Genomic DNA, 20090 nt, shown 5'->3' with positions numbered 1-20090 from the left:
GTGGGCCCGTCCCCCGAGTTCCATGACTCGGGGGACGGGCCCTCCGGCGTTCCGGGCCGCGACCGGCGCCTATCCTGAGGTGGAACGATCCGTCCGCATCAGGAGCTTGAGTTGTACTTCACCGACCGTGGCATCGAGGAGCTTGAGAAGCGGCGCGGCGAGGAGGAGGTCACCTTCGAGTGGCTCGCCGAGCAGCTCCGCACGTTCGTGGACCTGAACCCGGACTTCGAGGTCCCGGTCGAGCGCCTGGCGACGTGGCTCGCGCGGCTGGACGACGAGGACGAGGACGAGTAACCGTCACGTCGTCGTCGTGAGGGCGGGGCGCCGGGGCCTCAGGAGCTCCGTACGCGGTCGTACGCGAGTCCCGCCGCGCCCTGGGCCATCAGGAGCGCCGCCGCCGCGCCCCAGCCTCCGCTGCGGCGCCGTACGGCCCACACCGCCAGCGGGACGCCCGCGGCGAGCTGGGCGGCCGCCAGGGCCCTGGCGCGGGGGCCGCGCACCCAGGGGCCCAGAGGGCCCTTCTCGACCGCTCCGAACTCCGCTCTGACCGCGTCCCGCCATCCGGGCCACTCGACCTGGCGCACACCCTCCTGGACGCGGGCCACCGCGCGCAGGCGGTCCGCCGGTTCGCCGGGGCCGAGGCCCGGCGGGAGGGTGAGGCCCGCGCGGGTGAGGACGGCGAGGAGGCCGAGCATCCTGGCCCGCGCGTCCGCCTCCGTGTCGGGGCGGGTCAGCGCCTCCAGGGACTGCATGTCCAGGACGGGGTCGAGGCCGAGCCGCGCCGCGAACGTGCGCATCGCCTCGTCCTCCCCGACGGGCGTCCCGTTGGCCAGCCATTCGTACCCGACCGTCCGCCGGAACCCCGAGGCGAGGGTGTAGCCGGAGCGGTCGCCGTCCCACCACAGGGCGAGCACGGGCCACGCCGAGCCGACGGCGAGCGCGGTGGCCCATCCCGTCAGGACACGGTCGACGGGCTCTTCGCCGTGCAGCCACGGCTTGCCCTCGGGCACGAGCACGCTCCAGTCGCGGCCGGCCTCCGCGAGCAGCATCCGCTCACGGAGCAGCTGGGCCGCGATCTCCACGACGTCGGGCTCGGCCCGGCAGAGCAGCAGCGCACCTGGGGAGGAAACATCGGACGACATGGCCCCACGCTAGGACAGATCGCTGCAATCAGCGCAATCAGCGCACCATCGGTCCAGTCGGCTCAAAGAGCTCTGCATGCGCTCACCCGTACGAGTTCTTGACTTCCCCGTCCCGCGATATATCGTGAATAGCAGAAGACGCGATATGGCGCGTCGTATCCGGCCCGCCGCCCAGGAGGTCAGCTCATGTCGGAGTGGTCCGTCGCCGAGCCCGTGAAGCTCACGTTCGACGCCCCCGTGACCGCACTCCACGTCCGTGTCGTCAACGGGACGGTGAACGTGGTGGGCACGGACGAGGCCTCCGCCCGCCTGGAGGTCAGCGAGATAGAGGGGCCACCGCTCCGGGTGACCCACGAGGACGGCACGCTGACGGTGGCGTACGAAGACCTGCCCTGGAAGGGCTTCCTCAAGTGGCTCGACCGCAAGGGCTGGCGCCGCAGCGCGGTCGTCTCCCTGGCCGTGCCCGCGGCCACGCGCGTCGAGGTGGGCGTGGTCGGCGCGGGCGCCGTGGTCTCCGGCATCGAGGGCCGCGCCGAGGTGAAGGGGGTCACCGGCGACACGACCCTGCTCGGCCTCGCGGGCGCGGTCCGCGCGGACACCGTCTCCGGCGACGTGGAGGCGCAGGGCGTCACCGGCGACCTCCGCTTCAACTCCGTGTCCGGCGGCCTCACGGTCGTCGAGGCGGCGGGCCCCTCCGTCCGGGCCGACTCCGTGAGCGGCTCGATGATCGTGGACCTCGACCCGGCGGGCACCCCGACCGACGTCGCCCTGACGAGCGTCTCCGGCGAGATCGCGATCCGGCTCCCCCACCCCGCGGACGCGGAGGTCGAGGTGGACACGGCGAGCGGATCCGTGTCGAACGCCTTCGAGGACCTGCGGGTCGGGGGCCAGTGGGGCGCCAAGCGGATCACGGGGCGCCTCGGCGCGGGACGCGGGCGGCTCAGGGCGACGACGGTCTCCGGATCCATCGCGCTCCTGCGCAGGCCCCAGATGGAGGAAGATCCGTACGACGACGAGAACGACGGCCCGACCCACGGCCCGACCCACGGCCCGACCGACGGCCCGACCGATGGCCCGACCGATGGCCCGACCGATGGCCCGACCGATGGCCCGATCCACAAGAAGGTGCTCTGAAATGCCCCCCGTGTTCGCCCACGGCCGCCTGCGCCTGTACCTGCTCAAGCTGCTCGACGAGGCCCCCCGCCACGGCTACGAGGTGATCAGGCTCCTGGAGGAGCGCTTCCACGGGCTGTACGCACCCTCCGCGGGCACCGTGTACCCCCGCCTCGCGAAGCTGGAGGCCGAGGGTCTCGTCACGCACACCACCGAGGGCGGCCGGAAGGTCTACGCCATCACGGACGCGGGCCGCGCCGAGCTGGCCGGCCGCAGCGGTGAGCTGGCCGACCTGGAGCTGGAGATCCGCGAATCGGTCGCCGAACTCGCCGCCGAGATCCGCGACGGGGTGCAGGGCGCCGCGGGCGACCTGCGCCGTGAGATGCGGGCCGCTGCCAAGGAGGCGCTCGGCCCGGACGGTTCGGAGAGCTGGCACCAGACCAAGGAGGAGTTCAAGCGCGCCAAGCAGGGGTGGAAGGAACAGGCCCGGCGCGCGAAGGACGAGAGCCGCCGCGCCCGCGAGGAGGCGCAGCGCGCCCGCCGTCAGGCGAAGGACGCCCAGGACCAGGCCCACGCCCAGGCGCGGCAGGCCCAGGCGGAGGCACAGCGCATCGTCCGGCACGTACAGGAGCAGGTGCAGGACCACTTCACGCGCGGCGACTGGCCGACGGGCGTACGGGAGGGGCTGACCGAACTGGCCAAGGAGTTCGGCGACTTCGGGACGCGGCTCGGCAAGGACTTCGGCAAGGGCTTCGGCACCCGCACCGACCCAGGTACCGCCACCGCGGGCAACGAGCCCACGTTCAGCGTCGCCCGCGAGGACCTCCCCGTGGAGTACGCGCCCGACTGGGCCCGCGAGGACACCACCGGCGACCCCGGCCGTGACCTCGACCGTCTCCTCGACCGCTTCCGCGACGACATCCGCGACGCGGCCCGCGACCACGGCGTGACGGAGTCCCAGCTCAGGGAGGCGCGCCGCCACCTGTCGCAGGCGGCGGCACACATCGGCGCGGCACTCCGGGCCCCGGCCACGGAGAGCTGAGGCAGCGGGGAGCCGAGGGAGCCCCGCGAAGGTCAGACCTCCAGCACGATCTTCCCGAACTGCTCGCCCGACTCCAGGCGCTGGAAGCCCTCCCTGGCCCGGTCCAGGGGCAGGATCTCGTCGACCACGGGCCGCACGCCCGTGGTCGCGCAGAAGGACAGCAGGTCCTCCAGCTCGTCCTTGGTGCCCATGGTCGAGCCGACGACCTTGAGTTCGAGGAAGAAGATGCGGGTGAGCTCGGCGTGCGAGGGGCGGTCGCCGCTGGTTGCTCCGGAGATGACCAGCGAGCCGCCCGGCTTCAGCGACTTGACCGAGTGGGACCAGGTCGCCGCGCCCACGGTCTCGATGACCGCGTCCACCCGCTGCGGAAGGCGCGCACCCGCCTCGACCGCCTCCACCGCGCCCAGCTCGAGGGCCCGCTTCCGCTTGGCCTCGTCGCGGCTGGTCGCGAAGACCCGCAGGCCCGCCGCCTTGCCGAGCACGATCGCCGCCGTGGCGACACCGCCGCCCGCGCCCTGCACGAGGACCGAGTCGCCGGGCCGTACACCGGCGTTGGTGAAGAGCATGCGGTAGGCGGTCAGCCAGGCGGTGGGCAGGCAGGCCGCCTCGGCGAAGGAGAGTTCCTTCGGCTTGGGCAGCACGTTCCAGGTGGGGACGGCCACGCGCTCGGCGAAGGTGCCCTGGTACTTCTCGGTGAGGATGGAGCGGCCCTCGTGCGGCCCGACGCCGTGCCCCGACTGCCCGATGACGGAGTGGAGCACCACCTCGTTCCCGTCCTCGTCGATCCCCGCGGCGTCGCAGCCGAGGATCATGGGCAGCTTGTCCTCGCCCAGGCCGACGCCGCGCAGCGACCACAGGTCGTGGTGGTTGAGGGAGGCGGCCTTGACGTTCACGGTCGACCAGCCGGGGCGCGCCTCGGGGGCGGGCCGCTCCCCCAACTCGAGGCCGTCGAGCGGCTGGTCACGGTCGATACGGGCAGCGTAGGCAGCGAACATGAGGAGACCCTAGGCGTGCGGGACGCTCCGGCGGAACCACGTACGGCTGTGACACGCACCGCGCCCCCTGCCGCACTGAGTGGCACGGCAGGGGGCGCGTCCGTTCGCGTGGGCCCGGGTCAGGCGCGGGCGACACCCTCGGCGCGGGCCGCGGCGGCGACCGCCGCGGTCACGGCCGGAGCGACGCGCTCGTCGAACGGCGACGGAATCACGTAGTCCGCGGAGAGCTCGTCGCCGACGACGTCGGCGAGGGCGTCGGCCGCGGCGATCTTCATGCCCTCGGTGATGCGGGAGGCCCGCACCTGGAGCGCGCCCGCGAAGATGCCGGGGAAGGCCAGCACGTTGTTGATCTGGTTCGGGTAGTCCGAGCGGCCGGTCGCCACCACAGCCGCGTACTTGTGCGCGACGTCCGGGTGGACCTCGGGGTTCGGGTTGGCCATGGCGAACACGAACGCGTTCGGCGCCATCGACGCGACGGCCGGTTCCGGGACGGTGCCGCCGGAGACGCCGATGAACACGTCGGCGCCCTTCAGGGCCGCCTCGAGCGAGCCGCTGATCCCGGCCTTGTTCGTCAGCTCGGCGAGCTCGCGCTTGACCGGGGTGAGGTCGTCCCGGCCGCGGCTCACGATGCCCTTGCGGTCCGCGACCGCCACGTCGCCGAGCCCCGCCTCCAGGAGGAACTTGGCGATGGCGACACCGGCCGCGCCGGCGCCGGAGATGACGGCCCGCAGGTCACCGAGGGTGCGCCCGGTCAGCTTCGCCGCGTTCCGCAGCGCCGCCAGCGTCACGACGGCCGTGCCGTGCTGGTCGTCGTGGAAGACGGGAATGTCGAGCCGCTCCTGGAGCTTGCGCTCGATCTCGAAGCACCGCGGCGCCGAGATGTCCTCCAGGTTGACGCCGCCGAAGGACGGGGCGAGGCGCACCACCGTCTCGACGATCTCGTCGGCGTCCGTCGTCGCGAGCGCGATCGGCACCGCGTCCACGCCGCCGAACTGCTTGAACAGGATGGCCTTGCCCTCCATCACGGGGAGGGAGGCCTCGGCGCCGATGTCGCCGAGACCGAGCACGGCGGTCCCGTCGGTCACCACGGCGACGACATTGGATTTCCACGTGTAGTCGTGGACGAGTTCCGGACGCTCGGCGATCGCGCTGCACACTTTCGCGACGCCGGGCGTGTACGCCAGGGACAGGTCGTCCTTGTCGCGGACCGGCACGGTGGCCTGCACGGCCATCTTGCCGCCGCGGTGCAGCGCAAACGCCGGATCGAAGGGCTCGTCTGCGCCCTCGTGACCCGTACTGCTGTCGCTGCGAGGATTGACGATCTCCGCTGCCACTTGTCTGACCCCTTAAGTCTTATTCATCAGTTGAGGGTGTCCACTCCCGGTTGGGAAGTGGGCGGGCACCGCGTCCGTTCCCCGCCTGTCGGCGGAGGGAGGTACGGACACGCGAGCGCGCCGCACACGCGCCCTGGGCCCCGGATGAGGGGTGTAGCCAACCTTTGTACCTGAAGGCGGTGGGCACGGGCGAGTGACATTGGTTGCAGCATGCTCAGCAGAAGTCCCTGGAGGCCGGGACGAGGGGCACTGGGGAATGCCCGATTCCTCCAGATTCTCCGAATAGGGCATTTCGTGGCCCACTCAAGCGCCAATGGTCCACATCGCGAGATACGCCGGATACCGATTGGTTAACGACGATTCGCTCCGACCCCGTTACGCCCCTGCCATACCGGGATGTTGTGTTTCGAGGCCCGCCCGTTATCCGATTTTGATATCTCCGGCACCCAGAATCGGACGGTCCGAATGGCAAGATGCGGTCATCACACGAGGTCGCGACACCCGAAGGTGTGTGCCCGACCGCTCGGCAACTCCCTCATCCGCCGGAGGACCCTCATGACCGCACGCTCCATCTGTCGTACCACCGCCGGTAAGTCCGCGAAGTCCCGGATGGCCACGGTCGGCGCGATCGCGGTCGCCGGTGCGCTGCTGCTGACCGGCTGCGGTGACCAGACCGACTCCGCGAAGGAGGGCGGCGGCAAGGAGAACAGCGCCCCGCTCTTCGACAAGCTGCCGAAGAACATCCAGGACAAGGGCGTCATCAACGTCGGCACGGACGCCCAGTACGCGCCCATGGAGTTCGAGGAGGGCGGCAAGATCGTCGGTATCGACCCCGATCTCGCCACCGCTCTCGGCAAGCAGCTCGGCGTCGAGTTCAAGTTCACCTCCGGCACCTTCGACGGACTGATCACCTCGCTGAACTCGGGCCGCCAGGACGTCGTCATGTCCGCCATGTCGGACACCAAGAAGCGTCAGCAGGGCCTGGACGACAAGGGCAAGAAGGTCGGCACGGGCGTCGACTTCGTCGACTACTTCATGTCGGGCGTCTCGCTCCTCGTGAAGAAGGGCAACCCCGAGAAGATCGAGTCCATGGACGACCTGTGCGGCGAGAAGGTCGCCGTGCAGCGGGGCACGATCTACGAGGACACCTTCAAGGCGCAGTCCGCGAAGTGCAAGAAGGACGGCAAGAAGGCCATCGACATCGGCGCGTTCGAGAACGACGCCGAGGCCCAGACGCGCGTCAAGTCCGGCGGCGCGGTCGCCGACCTGAACGACTCCCCGGTCTCCCAGCACATCGCCAAGACGGCAGGCGGCGGCAAGGAGTTCGAGGTCACGGGCGGCATCACCGACGCGGGCCCGTTCGGCATCGCCGTCAGCAAGAAGAACCCGGAGCTGCGTGACGCCCTCAAGGCGGCCCTCGACGCGATCCTCAAGAACGGCGAGTACGAGAAGGTCCTGGCCAAGTGGCAGGTCAAGGACAGTGCCGTCAAGAAGGCCACCATCAATGCCGGCAAGTGAGCGTCGAGCACCGTTGAAGGGCAGTCACCGTGACTGACAAGTTCGACAAGGCGGCCGACGACACCGTCGGCAAGACGGCCGACGACAAGACGGTGGAAGACACTCCGCCGAAGGCGGCACCGGCCACCACGGTCGTCGACAAAGCACCCCGGCCCGAGGCCATTCGCGCCATCCCCGTCCGCCACTACGGCCGCTGGGTCAGCGGCGTCATCGTGGTCGCTCTCCTCGCCCTGCTGATCTACGCGTTCTCGCAGGGCGACGTGAAGTGGGACACCGTCGGAAGCATGATCTTCGACGACCGCATCGTGAAGGGCGCGGGCCGCACGCTGCTGATCAGCGTCCTTTCGATGATCATCGGTCTGGTTCTCGGCCTCGTCTTCGCCGTCATGCGGATGTCGAAGAACCCGGTGACGAGCGGCGTCGCCTGGCTCTACATCTGGTTCTTCCGCGGCACGCCGGTCTACGTGCAGCTGCTGCTGTGGTTCAACCTGGCGCTGATCTTCCCCGTCTTCAACATCCCGTTCATCTACAAGGACGAGATGACGGACGTCATGACGCCGTTCATGGTCGCCCTGCTGGGACTCGGCCTCAACGAGGGCGCGTACATGGCGGAGATCGTCCGGGCCGGCATCCAGTCGGTCGACCACGGGCAGACCGAGGCGGCCCACGCGCTGGGCATGACCAGCACGAAGACCACCCGCAGGATCGTGCTGCCGCAGGCCATGCGCGTGATCATCCCGCCGACCGGCAACGAGTTCATCAACCTGCTGAAGACGTCCTCGCTGGTCACGGTGGTCACCTACGTGGATCTGCTGCGGTCGGCGACGGTGATCGGCTCCACGTCGTTCGCGGTCATGGAGATGCTCTTCGTAGCATCAGTCTGGTACCTCGCGCTGACGAGCGTGTTCAGCGTCGGCCAGTTCTACCTCGAACGTCGTTACGCGAAGGGGTCGTTGCGTCAGCTCCCTGACACTCCCTGGCAGAAGGTGAAGGCGAACATGCTGTCTCTCGGCCGCCCGAAGGGAGGCGCGGCATGAACGCCATGGTGAAGGCCGAGGCCGTCCACAAGTCGTTCGGTCACGTCGACGTCCTCAAGGGCATCGACCTGGAGGTCGCCCCCCGTGAGGTGTTCTGCCTCATCGGACCCTCCGGCTCCGGGAAGTCGACCTTCCTGCGCTGCATCAACCACCTGGAGCAGATCAACGCCGGGCGGCTCTACGTCGACGGCCGGCTGGTCGGCTACCGGCAGAAGGGCGACAAGCTCTACGAGCTGAAGGACAGCGAGGTCGCGCTGCAGCGCCGGGACATCGGCATGGTTTTCCAGCGCTTCAACCTGTTCCCGCACATGACGGCCCTGGAGAACGTCATGGAGGCGCCGATCCAGGTGAAGAAGGAGGCCAAGGCGACCGCGCGAGCCCGCGCCGAGCGGCTCCTCGACCGGGTCGGCCTCAGCGACAAGGCGGGCAACTACCCGTCCCAGCTCTCCGGCGGCCAGCAGCAGCGGGTGGCGATCGCCCGCGCCCTGGCCATGGAGCCGAAGCTGATGCTCTTCGACGAGCCGACGTCGGCGCTCGACCCGGAGCTGGTCGGTGAGGTCCTCGAGGTGATGGGCGACCTGGCGGAGTCCGGCATGACGATGATCGTCGTCACGCACGAGATGGGCTTCGCCCGGGAGGTGGGCGACAACCTCGTCTTCATGGACGACGGTGTGGTCGTCGAGTCCGGTCACCCCAGGGACGTACTCACGAACCCCCAGCACGAGCGCACCAAGGGATTCCTGTCCAAGGTTCTCTGACATCCGGCCGTGTATGGCGCCGTGTATGCAGGGCGGCCCGATCATCGTTGCGGCGGTGATCGGGCCGCCCTGTTGTTTCCCCCCCACCCCCACTCCCCCCACGGAGGTCCACGTATGAAAGCCGTGCGGAAGGCGCTGGTCGTCCTGCCCCTCGCGCTGGCGCTCCAGTTCGCTTCGACCGTCGATGCCGGCGCGGTCACCAGGCACTGGACGAGCAAGAACTACTACTCGACCACCTCGCACTACTCGCAGGCCCTGAAGCGGTGCATCACCGTCCACCTCACCGGCAAGATGGAGTACCGCTGGTGGCGGAAGGTGCCCCACTCCGACCGCAAGGACATCTGGATCGACCGGGTGCGCCTGTCAAAGCCGCGCATGGGCATCATCGCCCGCACCAACTGTCACCGTGACGGCCGTCCGGCGAAGCTGACCAAGGCGACGCTGTCGCAGCGGTTCTACGACTCCAAGTGCGAGCGGAGCACCGCCGTCGCGGTCAGTGCCCCCTTCGCCGTGGGCATCTCGTCCACGAAGAAGTGCGGCAGGTTCCGGGTCGCGAAGCGCTCGTCGACGTACGGCGCCAACAGCAGCGACTACTGGCAGAACAACAGCGGCCGGCCGGTCACCTTCAAGCCGGACGGGCTGAGCGCCAAGCCGTACGCCGGGCACAAGAACGTCTGCGTGCGGGCCGACGCGCTCGTCGTCGCCTACCGGAGCAACGAGTCGGACTCGTTCACCCGGCACGACAATCTCTGCGTCGCGGCGTTCCGTTAGCCCCTTTCGTCCAGCAAACGGCTGCCGGGGCGGTCACCGACGCGTAAAGCCGTCCGTGAAAAGGCAACCGTTCACCGGCCTCCCCCCTCTTCAGTGGGAACTGGACACTGATCATGGGGGACGCCATATGAGGTTCTTGTACCTGGGGCCTGCTCGCGTGGAGGTCGAGGCGGGCAGGCCCGCGGCATTCCGGCGCCGAAAGCCTCAACTGCTGCTGGCGGTCCTGTTGATGCGCCGCGAGCGTGCCGTCTCCGCCCACGAACTCGTCCGGGAGCTCTGGGGGGACGCCCCGCCGCGGTCGGCGCGCGCCAATCTGCACTCGTACCTGTCCGGTCTGCGCACCCTCCTCGCGGACCCCGGTGCCGCCCGCCTCCGTTCGGGCCCCGACGGCTACCGCATCGAACTGTGCGGCAGCGAACTCGACGTGGCGGATTTTGAACAGCTCACCGCACGGGCCAGGGAGGCCGCGTGCCAGGGCCGTCCCGGGCAGGCCGCGGAGCTGTACACGGAGGCGCTCGGTCTGTGGCGCGGCGACGCGTTCGCCGGCATGGCGCCCTCCCGACTGCTGCGGGCCGAGACGGACCGGCTGGAGGAGCTGCGGCTCACGGCGCAGGACGAGGCCATGGACGTCCATCTCGCCGCAGGGACCCACGCCCGGGTCGTCGGCGAGTTCCGGGAGCGGGTGAAGGAGCAGCCCTTCCGCGAACACCGCTGGGGCAGCCTGATGCTGGCCCTGTACCGGTCGGGCCGGACCAAGGAAGCCCTGGACGTCTACCGCGCGCTGCACGCGCTGCTCGACGCCGAACTCGGGGTGGCGCCCACGGGCGAGCTGCGGCAGCTGCACCAGGCCGTGCTGTCCCGCGATCCCGCGATCGCGGCGGCACACCGTCAGCGCCGCGGCCCCGCACCCGTGCCCGTGTGACCCTCCCCCGTACGACGTACGACGTACGACGCGGGGGCGCCCCAGCGGGGCCTCGCGGCTACTTCAGACCGAGCACCACCGCGTCCGACGGCGAGGCCCACACCGGGCGGGCCTCCGCGAAGCCCGCCTCGCGCAGCGTCCGCGCGTGCCACTCCGCGGAGGGCATGTCCCCGTCCGCGTGCTCGCCGTAGATCTCGAACCGCTTGGCGGTGGGCCCGGCGAGGACCGGGTCCTGGGCGGCGAGCTGCCACCACTCCTTCCAGTCAAGGACGCCCTCCGCCTTGGCGCGGTCCATCTGCCGGTGCCGGTGGGCGCTCTCCGCGGCGTTGATGCGGGGCGTCGCGGGGTCGGGCATGTGGTCGGCGTTCATGAAGACGCCGCCGTCCCGGACGAGCCCGGCGACCTGGCCGTAGAGCGCGGCCAGGGGCTCGCTGAAGAGCCAGTGCAGGGCGGTGGCGGTCAGCACGGCGTCGTACGAGTCGTGCGGCAGCGCCGCGGTCCAGTCCGGGTCCTTCAGGTCGGCGGTGACGAAGGTGACCCGGTCGTCCCCGGCGAAGGTGCCCTCGGCGATGGTGAGCAGCGCGGGGTCGAGGTCGACGCCGACGCTCGTCGCGTCCGGGAACCTCTTGAGCAGCCGGTCCGTAATACTTCCCGTACCGCACGCCAGATCGAGGATGCGCGGCGCGGTCCCGACCACGGCCTCGACCATGTCGAGCATGATGCGGAACCGCTCCTCGCGGTCGGGCAGGTACCACTGCTGCTGCCGGTCCCAGCTGTCCTGCCAGGCGCGCCAGTCGGTGCCGAGCGCGGCGCCGGCCTCGGTCCCGGTCCCCGTTTCCGTCATCAGAACCCCTCCACTCCGTAATACCCTGGTACCGCAATCGGCCATTACCGGCCGACGAGATGACCCTAGCCCGCCCTCGTAAGGACTACAAGTGGAACTGGCCTATTACTCGGACTACGCCGTACGCCTGGTCAACAGCGAGGAGCCGGGCCGCAACAAGGACACGCTGACGTCCGTCGAGGCGATCAGGGAGCTCTTCGGGCCGAGCACGCAGATGGCCCGCCGCGCCACGGACTCCGACGTGACGCGTTTCCGGTCCGTGCGGGCCAGGCTCCGGGCCGTCTTCGAGGCGGCCGACGGCGGTGACGAGACCCTCGCGGTCGACCTGCTGAACTCACTGCTCCTGGAGTTCCCCGTCAGCCCGCAGATCTCGGGCCACGACCACCGCGACGACGACGGCCGTCCGCTGTGGCACCTGCACCTGGCGGACCACCCCTCCAACGCCACGGCCGGGTACGCCGCGATCGCCGCGATGGGCCTCGGCTTCCACCTCACCGAGCACGGCGTGGACCGCCTCGGCCTGTGCGAGGCGGCGCCGTGCCGCAACGCCTACCTCGACACGTCGACGAACCGCTCCCGGCGGTACTGCTCGGACCGGTGCGCGACCCGCGCCAACGTCGCCGCCTACCGCGCCCGCAAGCGCCTGGAGACGGAACGTTCCGCGAGCACCGGCCGCACCGCGCCCAGCGCCCAGCGCGCCAGCGCGAACGGCGAACGGCGGCCCGGCGCCGGCGGACGGTAGCGGAACCGGACCTTCCCGAGGACGAGTTCCTCGGGAACGACTCCGTAGTCCGTGCTGTCCCCGCCCGCGAACGGATTGTCGCCGAGCACCCACCAGCCGCCCGCGCGCCGCTCCTTGGCCCGCTTGACCACCAGGAGGTCCTGCTGGAAGGGGTGGCACAGGACCACCACGTCACCCGGACGCACCCGCGCCCCCCACTGCACGAGCAGCCGGTCCCCGTGGTGCAGCGTCGGCACCATCGAAGGGCCCGTCACCTCCGCGGCCCCCCACGGCACGAGGGCCCTCCCGCGCTCGCTCTCCTGCGACAGCTCCGGCATCACCGGCACCTCCCCGGTCCTATCCTCCACCAGTCCCAGTCTGACCCTGGACTTTTGTCCTAAGCCCATGGGGGCACTCGCGAAAACCCGTCTCTCACGGAGTAATGTCCCACCTGAGAAGACGATCACGAGGAGGACAGCAACATGCTCACCCGCCTGTTTGCCCCCAAGGTGAAGGTCAGCGCGCACTGCGACCTGCCCTGCGGCGTGTACGACCCGGCCCAGGCCCGCATCGAGGCGGAGTCGGTCAAGGCCGTGCAGGAGAAGATGGCCGCCAACGACGACGCGCACTTCCAGGCGCGCGCCGTGGTCATCAAGGAGCAGCGTGCCGAGCTCGCCAAGCACCACGTCTCGGTGCTGTGGAGCGACTACTTCAAGCCCCCGCACTTCGAGAAGTACCCGGAGCTGCACCAGCTGGTCAACGACACCCTGAAGGCCCTCTCGGCCGCCAAGGGTTCGACCGACCCGGCCACGGGCCAGAAGGCGCTCGACTACATCGCCCAGATCGACAAGATCTTCTGGGAGACGAAGAAGGCCTGACGCACCGCGTCGGTTCTTTTCGCGTTCACCGACAGCACCCGGCATCCGCGCGGAGCCGGGTGCTGTCGGCGTTCAGCGCCGCGGTGCGCTCCTGGGTCTGGCCAGGCCCAGGTCGTACGCGAGGATCGTGGCCTGCACGCGGTCACGCAGGCCCAGTTTGCCCAGCACCGCGTTGACGTGGGACTTCACCGTGCCGGTCGTGACGCCCAGCGCGTCGGCGATCTCCGCGTTCGTGTGGCCCCCGGCCACCAGGGTCAGGACCTCGCGCTCGCGGGGCGTGAGGGACTCCAGGAGTTCGGGGTCCGGGGCGGGGACCCGGTCCGGGGCCGTGCCGGCGAAGGCGTCGATGAGGCGGCGCGTGACGGTGGGGGCGAGCATCGCCTCGCCGGACGCCACGATGCGGATGCCCGCGAGGAGTTCGTCGGGCAGTGCGTCCTTCAGGAGGAACCCGGAGGCCCCGGCGCGCAGCGCGTCGTGGACGTAGGCGTCCTGGTCGAAGGTGGTCAGGACGAGCACGCGCGGGCTTCCCGTCCCGGAGGCCGCCGTGAGCAGCCGGGTCGCCGTCAGGCCGTCCATGCCGGGCATGCGGATGTCCATGAGGACGACGTCCGGGGCGAGCTCGGACGCGAGCTGCACGGCACGGGCGCCGTCGGCCGCCTCGGCCACCACCTCGAGGTCCGGTTCCGCGTCGACGATCGCGGCGAATCCGGCACGGACGACAGCCTGGTCGTCGACGACCATCACCCGGATGGAGGTGCCGGCCGTCGGGTACTCGGTGGCGATGGGTGCCTCCTCGGGCAGCGGGTGGTCGGGGCGGGTCACGACGACACCTGCACCGGCTGTGGGCCCGGCCGCCGCTCGGGTACGTCGCCGGGGGCCGTCACCTCTCGCAGCGCGGCCAGCAGCTCACGCATCGCGGACAGGCCCGCCCGCGCCTCCGCGGCGACGCCGCTCAGGTCGCCCGCCTCGGCCCTCGCGACCACCGCGTCGGCGTGCCGCAGGACTCGGCCGCGCAGTTCCACGGCGATGCGGCGCCGTTCCTCGTGCGCCTCGGCGACCGCCGACCACACCGTTGCCGTGAGCGCGTGGTCCTCCCAGGCCCTGACGCGTTCGCGCCGGGACCGTACGGCGGCGCCGAGGCCCCAGAACGCCGCCATCGGCGGCAGGAACGCCGCGCCGAGGATGGCGCCCAGGAACAGCAGGAGCCCTGGGTCGCCGTCCTTCTGGAGCTCCGTCATGCCGTGGGCGGAGGCGAGGGCGAGGCAGGCCAGGCACAGCCCCGCGGCCGCCGCGACCATGACGGGCCAGGTGACCCGTGCCGGGCCCGCGAACGCCCCCACGGCGTACACGGCGACGCACTCCGCGACGGCGCCCGCCATCACCAGGCAGAGCGCCACGTCCGACGAGAGCAGCCCGAACGCGAGGCCGACCGGCGCGAGCCAGGCCGTGGCGAGGACGGCGCAGAGCACCGCCCAGGGTGCGCGGCGCCGCCACAGCAGCGGGAGCGCGTGCGCGACGGCGGGAACGCAGGCCTTGGCGACGGCGATGGGGTCCTCGACGACGACCAGGAAGACGGGGAGCGTGGCGACGGCGAGCGCGACGGCCCCGTCGGACAGGTCGAGGCCGCGCAGGGCGCGGTGGCCCGCGGCCCGTTGGTGCGGGGCGCTCGGCGCGCCCGGCAGGTGGGCGCGGACCGCCCACCCCGCACCGTCCGGACGCGGTCCGGCCGCGAGCGTGCCACCGAGCGCGGTGGCCCGCTCCCGCATCCCGACGGTCCCCCGTCCGCCCCCGAGCCGCTGCCGCGCGGCGGGAACGCCCGGCGCCCCACCCGCCGCCCCGTCGTCCTCCACGGTGACGTCCACGGTGCCGTCGGCGGTCTTGGACAGGACGTCGATGCGTACCGTCGAGCCCGGGGCGTAGCGCAGGGCGTTCGTGAGGGCCTCGCGGACGATGGCGAAGGCCGCCTCCACCGTCGGGCCGGTCAGGGGAGCCGCCTCCGGCGCGACGTGCACGGCGGAGCGCAGGCCCAGCCGGGCGAAGCCCGCGGAGAGTTCGGTGACGCGTTCGCCGAGGGGGCTCTCCTCGTCCGCCGCCGACGTCCGCATCAGCGCCACCAGGCGGTGCAGCGCCGCCGCCGTCTCGCGACCGGTGTCCGCCGCGAACTCCAGCGCCTGGGCCGTCAGTTCGGGCTTGCGGTCGCCGAGTCGCAGCGCGGCGTCCGCGGTGACGACCACTGACGTGAGGTGGTGGGCGCTCACGTCGTGCAGTTCGCGGGCGAGACGCTCCCGTTCGGTGAGCGCGGCACGGGCCCGTTCGGACTCGGCCCGCGCGAGGTCCCGCGCCGCGGTGCGCCGGCCGGCGAGCCAGCGGCGGCGGCTGCGGCCGAGGCCCGCGACGATCAGGAAGAGCACGCAGTTGGCCGCGGCCTCTCCGGCCGCCTCGCCCGCCGAGTCGAACACCACCACCGAGCGGGCCGCTTCGCAGAGCGCGAGGACGGGACCGACGACGGCCGCCGTCCGCCCGGAGCACCGCACGACGACCGAGTACAGGGCGATCGGCACACCCAGCGCGTGCACGAGCGTCGCGTCCTCGGGGAGCGGCAGGCAGGCGATCAGGGCGGCTTCGACGGTGAGCGCCGCGGCGACGGGACGCCGGCGACGGGCGGCGAGCGCCGCGGTGAGCACGGCCGCGGCGGCGAACGCGCCCACCAACTGGACCGCACCCACCGCCGGATCGTCCTCGCGCAGGGCGCGGCCCGGCCAGTCGGCAAGCTGCAGGGCCGTCAGCAGGACGGGCAGCAGCCAATTACGTATTCGCTCCATATCGGACTCGATGATACGGAGGCCGCACCTCTCTATCTCTGGTTGGAGAGCGTGATCGTGCGGGCGGCGGACGCGTCGGCCCGGCGCCACCGGAATGCTGGTGTCCATGACCGCGACGCCACTCCCCGATGCTCCGCTCCCCCCGCCGCTTCCCTACCACCGCCTCGCCCACGCCACCGGTCGGCACCGCTGGTGGCGCCCCCTGGCGGGGACCGCCCTGGTGCTCGGCGGTGGGCTCGTCGCGGCGATCGCGGTGCTGCTGGCCTGCGAGATCGCGGGAGCGGTCCTGAACCGGCCCGTCGACAAGGACGGCTTCCACGTCTGGGGCGGCATCGGCGAGACGGGCAGCGCGCTGCTCTCGCTCGCCCTGCTCACGCCGGTGGTGTTCCTCGCCGCGCGCTGGGCGCAGCGACGTCCTGCGGGCACGCTGTCGTCGGTGACGGGCAGGCTCCGGTGGCACTGGCTGGGGCGGTGTCTCGCGGTCGCGGTGCCGCTGATCGTCGCGTCGTCGGGGGTCATGCTGCTGCTGCCGGATTCGGCGGGCGGCGGCGTGGACGGTGCCGGTGGCGGCACGGAGTGGGCGGGGTGGCCGGACTTCCTGCTGGGTCTCGCGATGGTGTGCGTGCTGGTGCCGTTCCAGGCGTCGGCGGAGGAGTACGTGTTCCGGGGCTGGCTCGTCCAGGCGGTCGGGGCGTGGTGCCGTACGCCGTGGGTGGCGCTCGTGCCGCAGGCGCTGCTGTTCGCGGCGGCGCACGGCTGGGGCACGCCGTGGGGCTTCGCGGACCTCGTGGTGTTCGGCCTTGTGGCGGGGGTGCTGACGGTCCGTACGGGTGGCCTGGAGGCGGCGATCGGCCTGCACGTGGTCAACAACCTGCTGGCGATGGGTGTCTCGGCGGCGATCGCCGGTGCGCTGGCCTCCGACGAGACGGCGGCGGACATGGACCGGATGGCGGTGGGCGTCGACGTGGTGATGCTCTGCGTGTACGCGGCCCTCGTACTGCGCCTGGCGAACCGCCGCGGGGTTAATCGGTTGCCGGAGGGGACGGGAGTTGCTGGACTGGGGCTCGTCGGCGGAAGTCCGGCGGTGTCTGCGGAGGAGAAGGAAATGCGGCGTTCGTGCATGTCCCACACGCATGGAATCCCCACTCCCCCGAAGGACATGACCGTACGTGCAATCAACCCTTCCGCACACCCTGAACCTGGGCATTCTCGCCCACATCGACGCCGGTAAGACCAGCCTGACCGAGCGGCTCCTGCATGCCGCCGGCGTCATCGACGAGGTCGGCCGCGTCGACGACGGGAACACGCAGACCGATTCGCTCGCCCTGGAGCGGCGGCGCGGCATCACCATCAAGTCCGCCGTCGTCTCCTTCGCCATCGACGGTACGGCCGTCAATCTGATCGACACCCCCGGCCATCCGGACTTCATCGCCGAGGTGGAGCGCGTGCTCAGCGTGCTCGACGGGGCCGTGCTCGTGGTCTCCGCCGTGGAGGGCGTCCAGGCGCAGACCCGTGTCCTGCTGCGGACGCTGCGCCGGCTCCGGATCCCCACGCTGGTCTTCGTGAACAAGACCGACCGCGGCGGCGCCCGGTACGAGGGCGCACTGCGGCACATCGCCGAGCGTCTGACCCCCGATGTCGTCCCGATGGGAGCCGTCCCCGGCATCGGCACGCGGGGCGCACGCTTCGTCCCGTTCACCGAAGGGGACGAGGCCTTCGGCGCACGGCTCACCGAGCTCCTCGCCGAGCACGACGACGTGCTCCTCGCCGCGTACGTCGACGATCCGGCGTCCCTCTCGTACGACCGGCTCCGCACCGAACTCGCCCGGCAGACCCGGCGTGCCCTCGTGCACCCGGTGTTCTTCGGGTCCGCGGCGACCGGCGCGGGCGTTCCCGAACTGATGCGTGGTGTACGGGACCTGCTGCCCGCGCGTCGCGGGGACGCCGACGCTCCCGTGTCCGGCAGTGTGTTCAAGGTCGAGCGCGGTGCCGCCGGGGAGAAGATCGCCTACGTGCGCATGTTCTCGGGCACCGTCCGCACACGCGACCGTCTCGACATCCACGGTGGCGGGGAGGGGGACGGGAGCGAGGCCGCCCGTGAAGGCAAGGTCACCGGCGTCAGCGTCTTCGAGCAGGGCGCCGACGTGCGGCGGTCGGAGGTCCGCGCGGGGCAGATCGGCACGTTGCGAGGGCTCGTGGACGTACGGATCGGGGACGTGATCGGCGTACCGCGAGAGGGCGTCCGCGCCGGTGCGCGGCATTTCGCGCCGCCCACCCTGGAAACCGTCGTGAGCCCCCTGCGCAGCTCGGACCGCGGCGCCCTGCACCTGGCGCTCAGCCAGCTCGCCGAGCAGGACCCGCTGATCGACCTGCGGCAGGACGACATCCGTCAGGAGGTCTCCGTCTCGCTCTACGGAGAGGTGCAGAAGGAGGTCATCCAGGCGACGCTCGCCGAGGAGTACGGGCTCGACGTGGCGTTCCGCGAGACCACGACGATCTGCGTGGAGCGGGTCGTCGGCACCGGCGCGGCGTACGAGATCATCGACACCGACCCCAATCCGTTCCTGGCCACGGTCGGGCTGCGGGTGGAGCCCGCGCCGGTCGGGGCGGGGGTGGCGTTCCGGCTGGGGGTCGAGCTCGGGTCCATGCCGTACGCGTTCTTCCGTGCCGTCGAGGAAACGGTCAGGGAGACGCTCCACCAGGGCCTGCACGGCTGGCGCGTCCCCGACTGCACGGTCACGATGACGCACTCCGGCTACTGGCCGCGACAGAGCCACGCCCACGGCACGTTCGACAAGAGCATGTCGAGCACCGCCGGGGACTTCCGGCACCTGACGCCGCTGGTCCTGATGGACGCGCTGCGGGCGGCGGGCACGGCGGTGCACGAGCCGATGCACCGCTTCCGGCTCGACGTGCCGGCCGACACGGTCGGGGCGGTCCTGCCCGTACTCGCCCGGCTGCGTGCCGTCCCGCACACGCCGACGACGAGCGGGGCGTCGTACTGGCTGGAAGGAGATGTCCCCGCGCAGCAGGTGCACGCGCTGGAACAGCTCCTGCCCGGACTCACGCGTGGTGAGGGCGAGTTGGAGTCCGCGTTCGACCACTACCGGCCCGTGCGCGGCGACACGGTCCCGACACGTCGGCGGACCGACCACGATCCGCTCCACCGCAAGGACTACCTGCTGCGCGTGGTGCGCCGGACGGGCGGCAGCGGAGGGGAGGGCTCCGCCACCACCACCGCCTCCCGGTGACTGAGGGTCTCAGCCGGTCCTCAGCGCGCGCGTCAGGACCTCGAGCCGTTCGAGGTCCGCGATGATGTTGATCTCCACGATCCGGCCGTCCACGACCGTGAGGGCGCCGAGCGCGACCGGCTCGCCGCCGGGGAGCGCGACCAGGCCCGGCATGCCGTTGATGAACACCACGTGCTGGTCCGCGGCGACCTGCGCGAACATCGCGGCCTGTCCGGCCACCGCCGCGGCGCCGCGCACCACCTTGGAGAGACCGGACGACAGTTCGCCGGTGTCGGCGCGCAACACGACGTCCGGGTCGAGGAGTTCGAGGAGCGCGTCGAAGTCACCGGCGCGGGTGGCGGCCATCCACGCCTCGACGACCTCGCGCTGCTTGGCGACGTCGGTCTCCGCCGCGGGCGTCGAACCCTGCACGCGGCGGCGGGCCCGGCTGGCCAGTTGCCGGGTCGCGGCCGCCGTGCGCTCCACGATGGGCGCGATGTCGTCGAAGGGCACGGCGAACATGTCGTGCAGCACGAACGCGAGGCGCTCGGCGGGTGCCAGCGTCTCCAGGACGACGAGGAGCGCGAGGCCCACCGAGTCGGCGAGCAGCACCTCCTGTTCGGGGTCGGCGACGTCGGCCCGGGACACGACCGGGTCCGGGACGTGGGTCTCGCCGTAGGCCTGCACGGACGCGTCGAGGGAGTCCTCGCGCCGGGACTGCCGGGTGCGCAGCAGGTCGAGGCAGATGCGGCCGACGACGGTGGTCAGCCAGCCGCCCAGGTTCCGCACCTCCTCCGCCGCGGGCGCCGCCTCGGTGCGGCTCAGCCGGAACCATGCCTCCTGCACCGCGTCCTCGGACTCGCTCAGCGAGCCGAGCATGCGGTACGCCACCGCGTTCAGGCGGGGCCTGTGCTCCTCGAACCGCGCCGCGAGGGCGACTTCAGCCGAACCATTCTCGATCAT

The 20090-nt window shown here is 71.4% G+C and carries 20 protein-coding genes; 12 read left to right on the top strand and 8 right to left on the bottom strand.

Annotated features, from left to right (window positions below):
* The first annotated feature begins 111 nt into the window (after positions 1-111).
* Positions 112-294: a DUF6104 family protein gene (locus tag AC07DO_RS23325; RefSeq protein WP_003961784.1), complete on the top strand. Its 183-nt coding sequence runs from the start codon at positions 112-114 to the stop codon at positions 292-294.
* A 38-nt stretch (positions 295-332) separates the two neighbouring features.
* Here AC07DO_RS23325 and AC07DO_RS23320 read toward each other — a convergent pair whose 3' ends face one another.
* Complete coding sequence (locus tag AC07DO_RS23320; protein ID WP_479062228.1) at positions 333-1142, bottom strand: hypothetical protein; 810 nt, start codon at positions 1140-1142, stop codon at positions 333-335.
* 186 nt (positions 1143-1328) lie between these two features.
* On the opposite strand from AC07DO_RS23320, the gene AC07DO_RS23315 reads away from it, so the two are divergent.
* Entirely contained in the window at positions 1329-2276 is a 948-nt protein-coding gene (locus AC07DO_RS23315; RefSeq protein WP_479062227.1) for a DUF4097 family beta strand repeat-containing protein, read from the top strand.
* Position 2277: 1 nt separating this feature from the next.
* The gene (locus tag AC07DO_RS23310) at positions 2278-3297 is read left to right on the top strand and encodes a PadR family transcriptional regulator (protein ID WP_479062225.1); all 1020 of its coding nucleotides are present in this window, start codon (positions 2278-2280) and stop codon (positions 3295-3297) included.
* 32 nt (positions 3298-3329) lie between these two features.
* Here AC07DO_RS23310 and AC07DO_RS23305 read toward each other — a convergent pair whose 3' ends face one another.
* Both AC07DO_RS23305 and AC07DO_RS23300 read right to left on the bottom strand, forming a co-directional pair.
* The gene (locus AC07DO_RS23305) at positions 3330-4292 is read right to left on the bottom strand and encodes a zinc-binding dehydrogenase (protein ID WP_479062223.1); all 963 of its coding nucleotides are present in this window, start codon (positions 4290-4292) and stop codon (positions 3330-3332) included.
* A gap of 119 nt (positions 4293-4411) precedes the next feature.
* A complete protein-coding gene (locus AC07DO_RS23300; protein ID WP_479062221.1) occupies positions 4412-5626 on the bottom strand; it encodes an NAD(P)-dependent malic enzyme in 1215 nt (404 codons plus the stop codon).
* Between the two features lie 555 nt (positions 5627-6181).
* On the opposite strand from AC07DO_RS23300, the gene AC07DO_RS23295 reads away from it, so the two are divergent.
* From AC07DO_RS23295 to AC07DO_RS23275, 5 genes are all read left to right on the top strand, one after another.
* A complete protein-coding gene (locus AC07DO_RS23295; RefSeq protein ID WP_479062220.1) occupies positions 6182-7144 on the top strand; it encodes an ABC transporter substrate-binding protein in 963 nt (320 codons plus the stop codon).
* 29 nt (positions 7145-7173) lie between these two features.
* Complete coding sequence (locus AC07DO_RS23290) at positions 7174-8181, top strand: amino acid ABC transporter permease (RefSeq protein ID WP_479062218.1); 1008 nt, start codon at positions 7174-7176, stop codon at positions 8179-8181.
* Positions 8178-8939: an amino acid ABC transporter ATP-binding protein gene (locus tag AC07DO_RS23285; protein ID WP_479062216.1), complete on the top strand. Its 762-nt coding sequence runs from the start codon at positions 8178-8180 to the stop codon at positions 8937-8939. The genes AC07DO_RS23290 and AC07DO_RS23285 overlap by 4 nt, the downstream gene beginning before the upstream one ends.
* 114 nt (positions 8940-9053) lie before the next feature.
* The gene (locus tag AC07DO_RS23280) at positions 9054-9710 is read left to right on the top strand and encodes a hypothetical protein (RefSeq protein WP_479062214.1); all 657 of its coding nucleotides are present in this window, start codon (positions 9054-9056) and stop codon (positions 9708-9710) included.
* A 127-nt stretch (positions 9711-9837) separates the two neighbouring features.
* Positions 9838-10632 (top strand): AfsR/SARP family transcriptional regulator, encoded by a 795-nt coding sequence (locus AC07DO_RS23275; protein ID WP_479062212.1) that lies wholly within the window; start codon positions 9838-9840, stop codon positions 10630-10632.
* Between the two features lie 58 nt (positions 10633-10690).
* Here AC07DO_RS23275 and AC07DO_RS23270 read toward each other — a convergent pair whose 3' ends face one another.
* Positions 10691-11476 carry a methyltransferase gene (locus AC07DO_RS23270; protein ID WP_479062210.1) on the bottom strand — a complete coding sequence of 262 codons (786 nt, stop codon included), beginning with the start codon at positions 11474-11476 and terminating at the stop codon, positions 10691-10693.
* A 91-nt stretch (positions 11477-11567) separates the two neighbouring features.
* On the opposite strand from AC07DO_RS23270, the gene AC07DO_RS23265 reads away from it, so the two are divergent.
* A complete protein-coding gene (locus tag AC07DO_RS23265) occupies positions 11568-12218 on the top strand; it encodes a CGNR zinc finger domain-containing protein (protein WP_479062208.1) in 651 nt (216 codons plus the stop codon).
* Here AC07DO_RS23265 and sodX read toward each other — a convergent pair.
* The gene (gene sodX / locus AC07DO_RS23260; protein ID WP_479062494.1) at positions 12101-12535 is read right to left on the bottom strand and encodes a nickel-type superoxide dismutase maturation protease; all 435 of its coding nucleotides are present in this window, start codon (positions 12533-12535) and stop codon (positions 12101-12103) included. The two genes, AC07DO_RS23265 and sodX, sit on opposite strands and share 118 nt — an antisense overlap.
* 144 nt (positions 12536-12679) lie before the next feature.
* Between sodX and sodN the strand changes: the two genes are divergently transcribed.
* Positions 12680-13075 carry a superoxide dismutase, Ni gene (gene sodN / locus AC07DO_RS23255; protein WP_055564736.1) on the top strand — a complete coding sequence of 132 codons (396 nt, stop codon included), beginning with the start codon at positions 12680-12682 and terminating at the stop codon, positions 13073-13075.
* Positions 13076-13147: 72 nt separating this feature from the next.
* Here the strand turns inward: sodN and AC07DO_RS23250 are convergent, their stop codons facing one another.
* The gene (locus AC07DO_RS23250; RefSeq protein ID WP_479062492.1) at positions 13148-13816 is read right to left on the bottom strand and encodes a response regulator; all 669 of its coding nucleotides are present in this window, start codon (positions 13814-13816) and stop codon (positions 13148-13150) included.
* 77 nt (positions 13817-13893) lie between these two features.
* The gene (locus tag AC07DO_RS23245; RefSeq protein ID WP_479062206.1) at positions 13894-15897 is read right to left on the bottom strand and encodes a sensor histidine kinase; all 2004 of its coding nucleotides are present in this window, start codon (positions 15895-15897) and stop codon (positions 13894-13896) included.
* A gap of 106 nt (positions 15898-16003) precedes the next feature.
* Between AC07DO_RS23245 and AC07DO_RS23240 the strand changes: the two genes are divergently transcribed.
* Together AC07DO_RS23240 and AC07DO_RS23235 are read left to right on the top strand one after the other, a co-directional pair.
* Positions 16004-17128: a lysostaphin resistance A-like protein gene (locus tag AC07DO_RS23240; protein WP_479062204.1), complete on the top strand. Its 1125-nt coding sequence runs from the start codon at positions 16004-16006 to the stop codon at positions 17126-17128.
* Entirely contained in the window at positions 17067-19148 is a 2082-nt protein-coding gene (locus tag AC07DO_RS23235; protein ID WP_479062203.1) for a GTP-binding protein, read from the top strand. Before AC07DO_RS23240 ends, AC07DO_RS23235 begins: the two co-directional genes overlap by 62 nt.
* Positions 19149-19157: 9 nt before the next feature.
* Here the strand turns inward: AC07DO_RS23235 and AC07DO_RS23230 are convergent, their stop codons facing one another.
* Complete coding sequence (locus tag AC07DO_RS23230) at positions 19158-20090, bottom strand: sigma-70 family RNA polymerase sigma factor (protein ID WP_479062201.1); 933 nt, start codon at positions 20088-20090, stop codon at positions 19158-19160.

Source organism: Streptomyces sp. NPDC045678 (genome assembly GCF_056432085.1).
Note: the sequence above shows the minus strand (reverse complement) of the source record. Positions and strands in the feature narration are given on the sequence as shown.

Coding starts and splice junctions, on each gene's coding strand:
- AC07DO_RS23270 (WP_479062210.1), bottom strand. CDS start 11,476: ATGACGGAAACGGGGACCGGGACCGAGGCCGGCGCCGCGCTCGGCACC.
- AC07DO_RS23245 (WP_479062206.1), bottom strand. CDS start 15,897: ATGGAGCGAATACGTAATTGGCTGCTGCCCGTCCTGCTGACGGCCCTG.
- AC07DO_RS23295 (WP_479062220.1), top strand. CDS start 6,182: ATGACCGCACGCTCCATCTGTCGTACCACCGCCGGTAAGTCCGCGAAG.
- AC07DO_RS23285 (WP_479062216.1), top strand. CDS start 8,178: ATGAACGCCATGGTGAAGGCCGAGGCCGTCCACAAGTCGTTCGGTCAC.
- sodN (WP_055564736.1), top strand. CDS start 12,680: ATGCTCACCCGCCTGTTTGCCCCCAAGGTGAAGGTCAGCGCGCACTGC.
- AC07DO_RS23275 (WP_479062212.1), top strand. CDS start 9,838: ATGAGGTTCTTGTACCTGGGGCCTGCTCGCGTGGAGGTCGAGGCGGGC.
- AC07DO_RS23315 (WP_479062227.1), top strand. CDS start 1,329: ATGTCGGAGTGGTCCGTCGCCGAGCCCGTGAAGCTCACGTTCGACGCC.
- AC07DO_RS23250 (WP_479062492.1), bottom strand. CDS start 13,816: ATGGTCGTCGACGACCAGGCTGTCGTCCGTGCCGGATTCGCCGCGATC.
- AC07DO_RS23305 (WP_479062223.1), bottom strand. CDS start 4,292: ATGTTCGCTGCCTACGCTGCCCGTATCGACCGTGACCAGCCGCTCGAC.
- sodX (WP_479062494.1), bottom strand. CDS start 12,535: ATGCCGGAGCTGTCGCAGGAGAGCGAGCGCGGGAGGGCCCTCGTGCCG.
- AC07DO_RS23230 (WP_479062201.1), bottom strand. CDS start 20,090: ATGATCGAGAATGGTTCGGCTGAAGTCGCCCTCGCGGCGCGGTTCGAG.
- AC07DO_RS23240 (WP_479062204.1), top strand. CDS start 16,004: ATGACCGCGACGCCACTCCCCGATGCTCCGCTCCCCCCGCCGCTTCCC.
- AC07DO_RS23310 (WP_479062225.1), top strand. CDS start 2,278: ATGCCCCCCGTGTTCGCCCACGGCCGCCTGCGCCTGTACCTGCTCAAG.
- AC07DO_RS23320 (WP_479062228.1), bottom strand. CDS start 1,142: ATGTCGTCCGATGTTTCCTCCCCAGGTGCGCTGCTGCTCTGCCGGGCC.
- AC07DO_RS23280 (WP_479062214.1), top strand. CDS start 9,054: ATGAAAGCCGTGCGGAAGGCGCTGGTCGTCCTGCCCCTCGCGCTGGCG.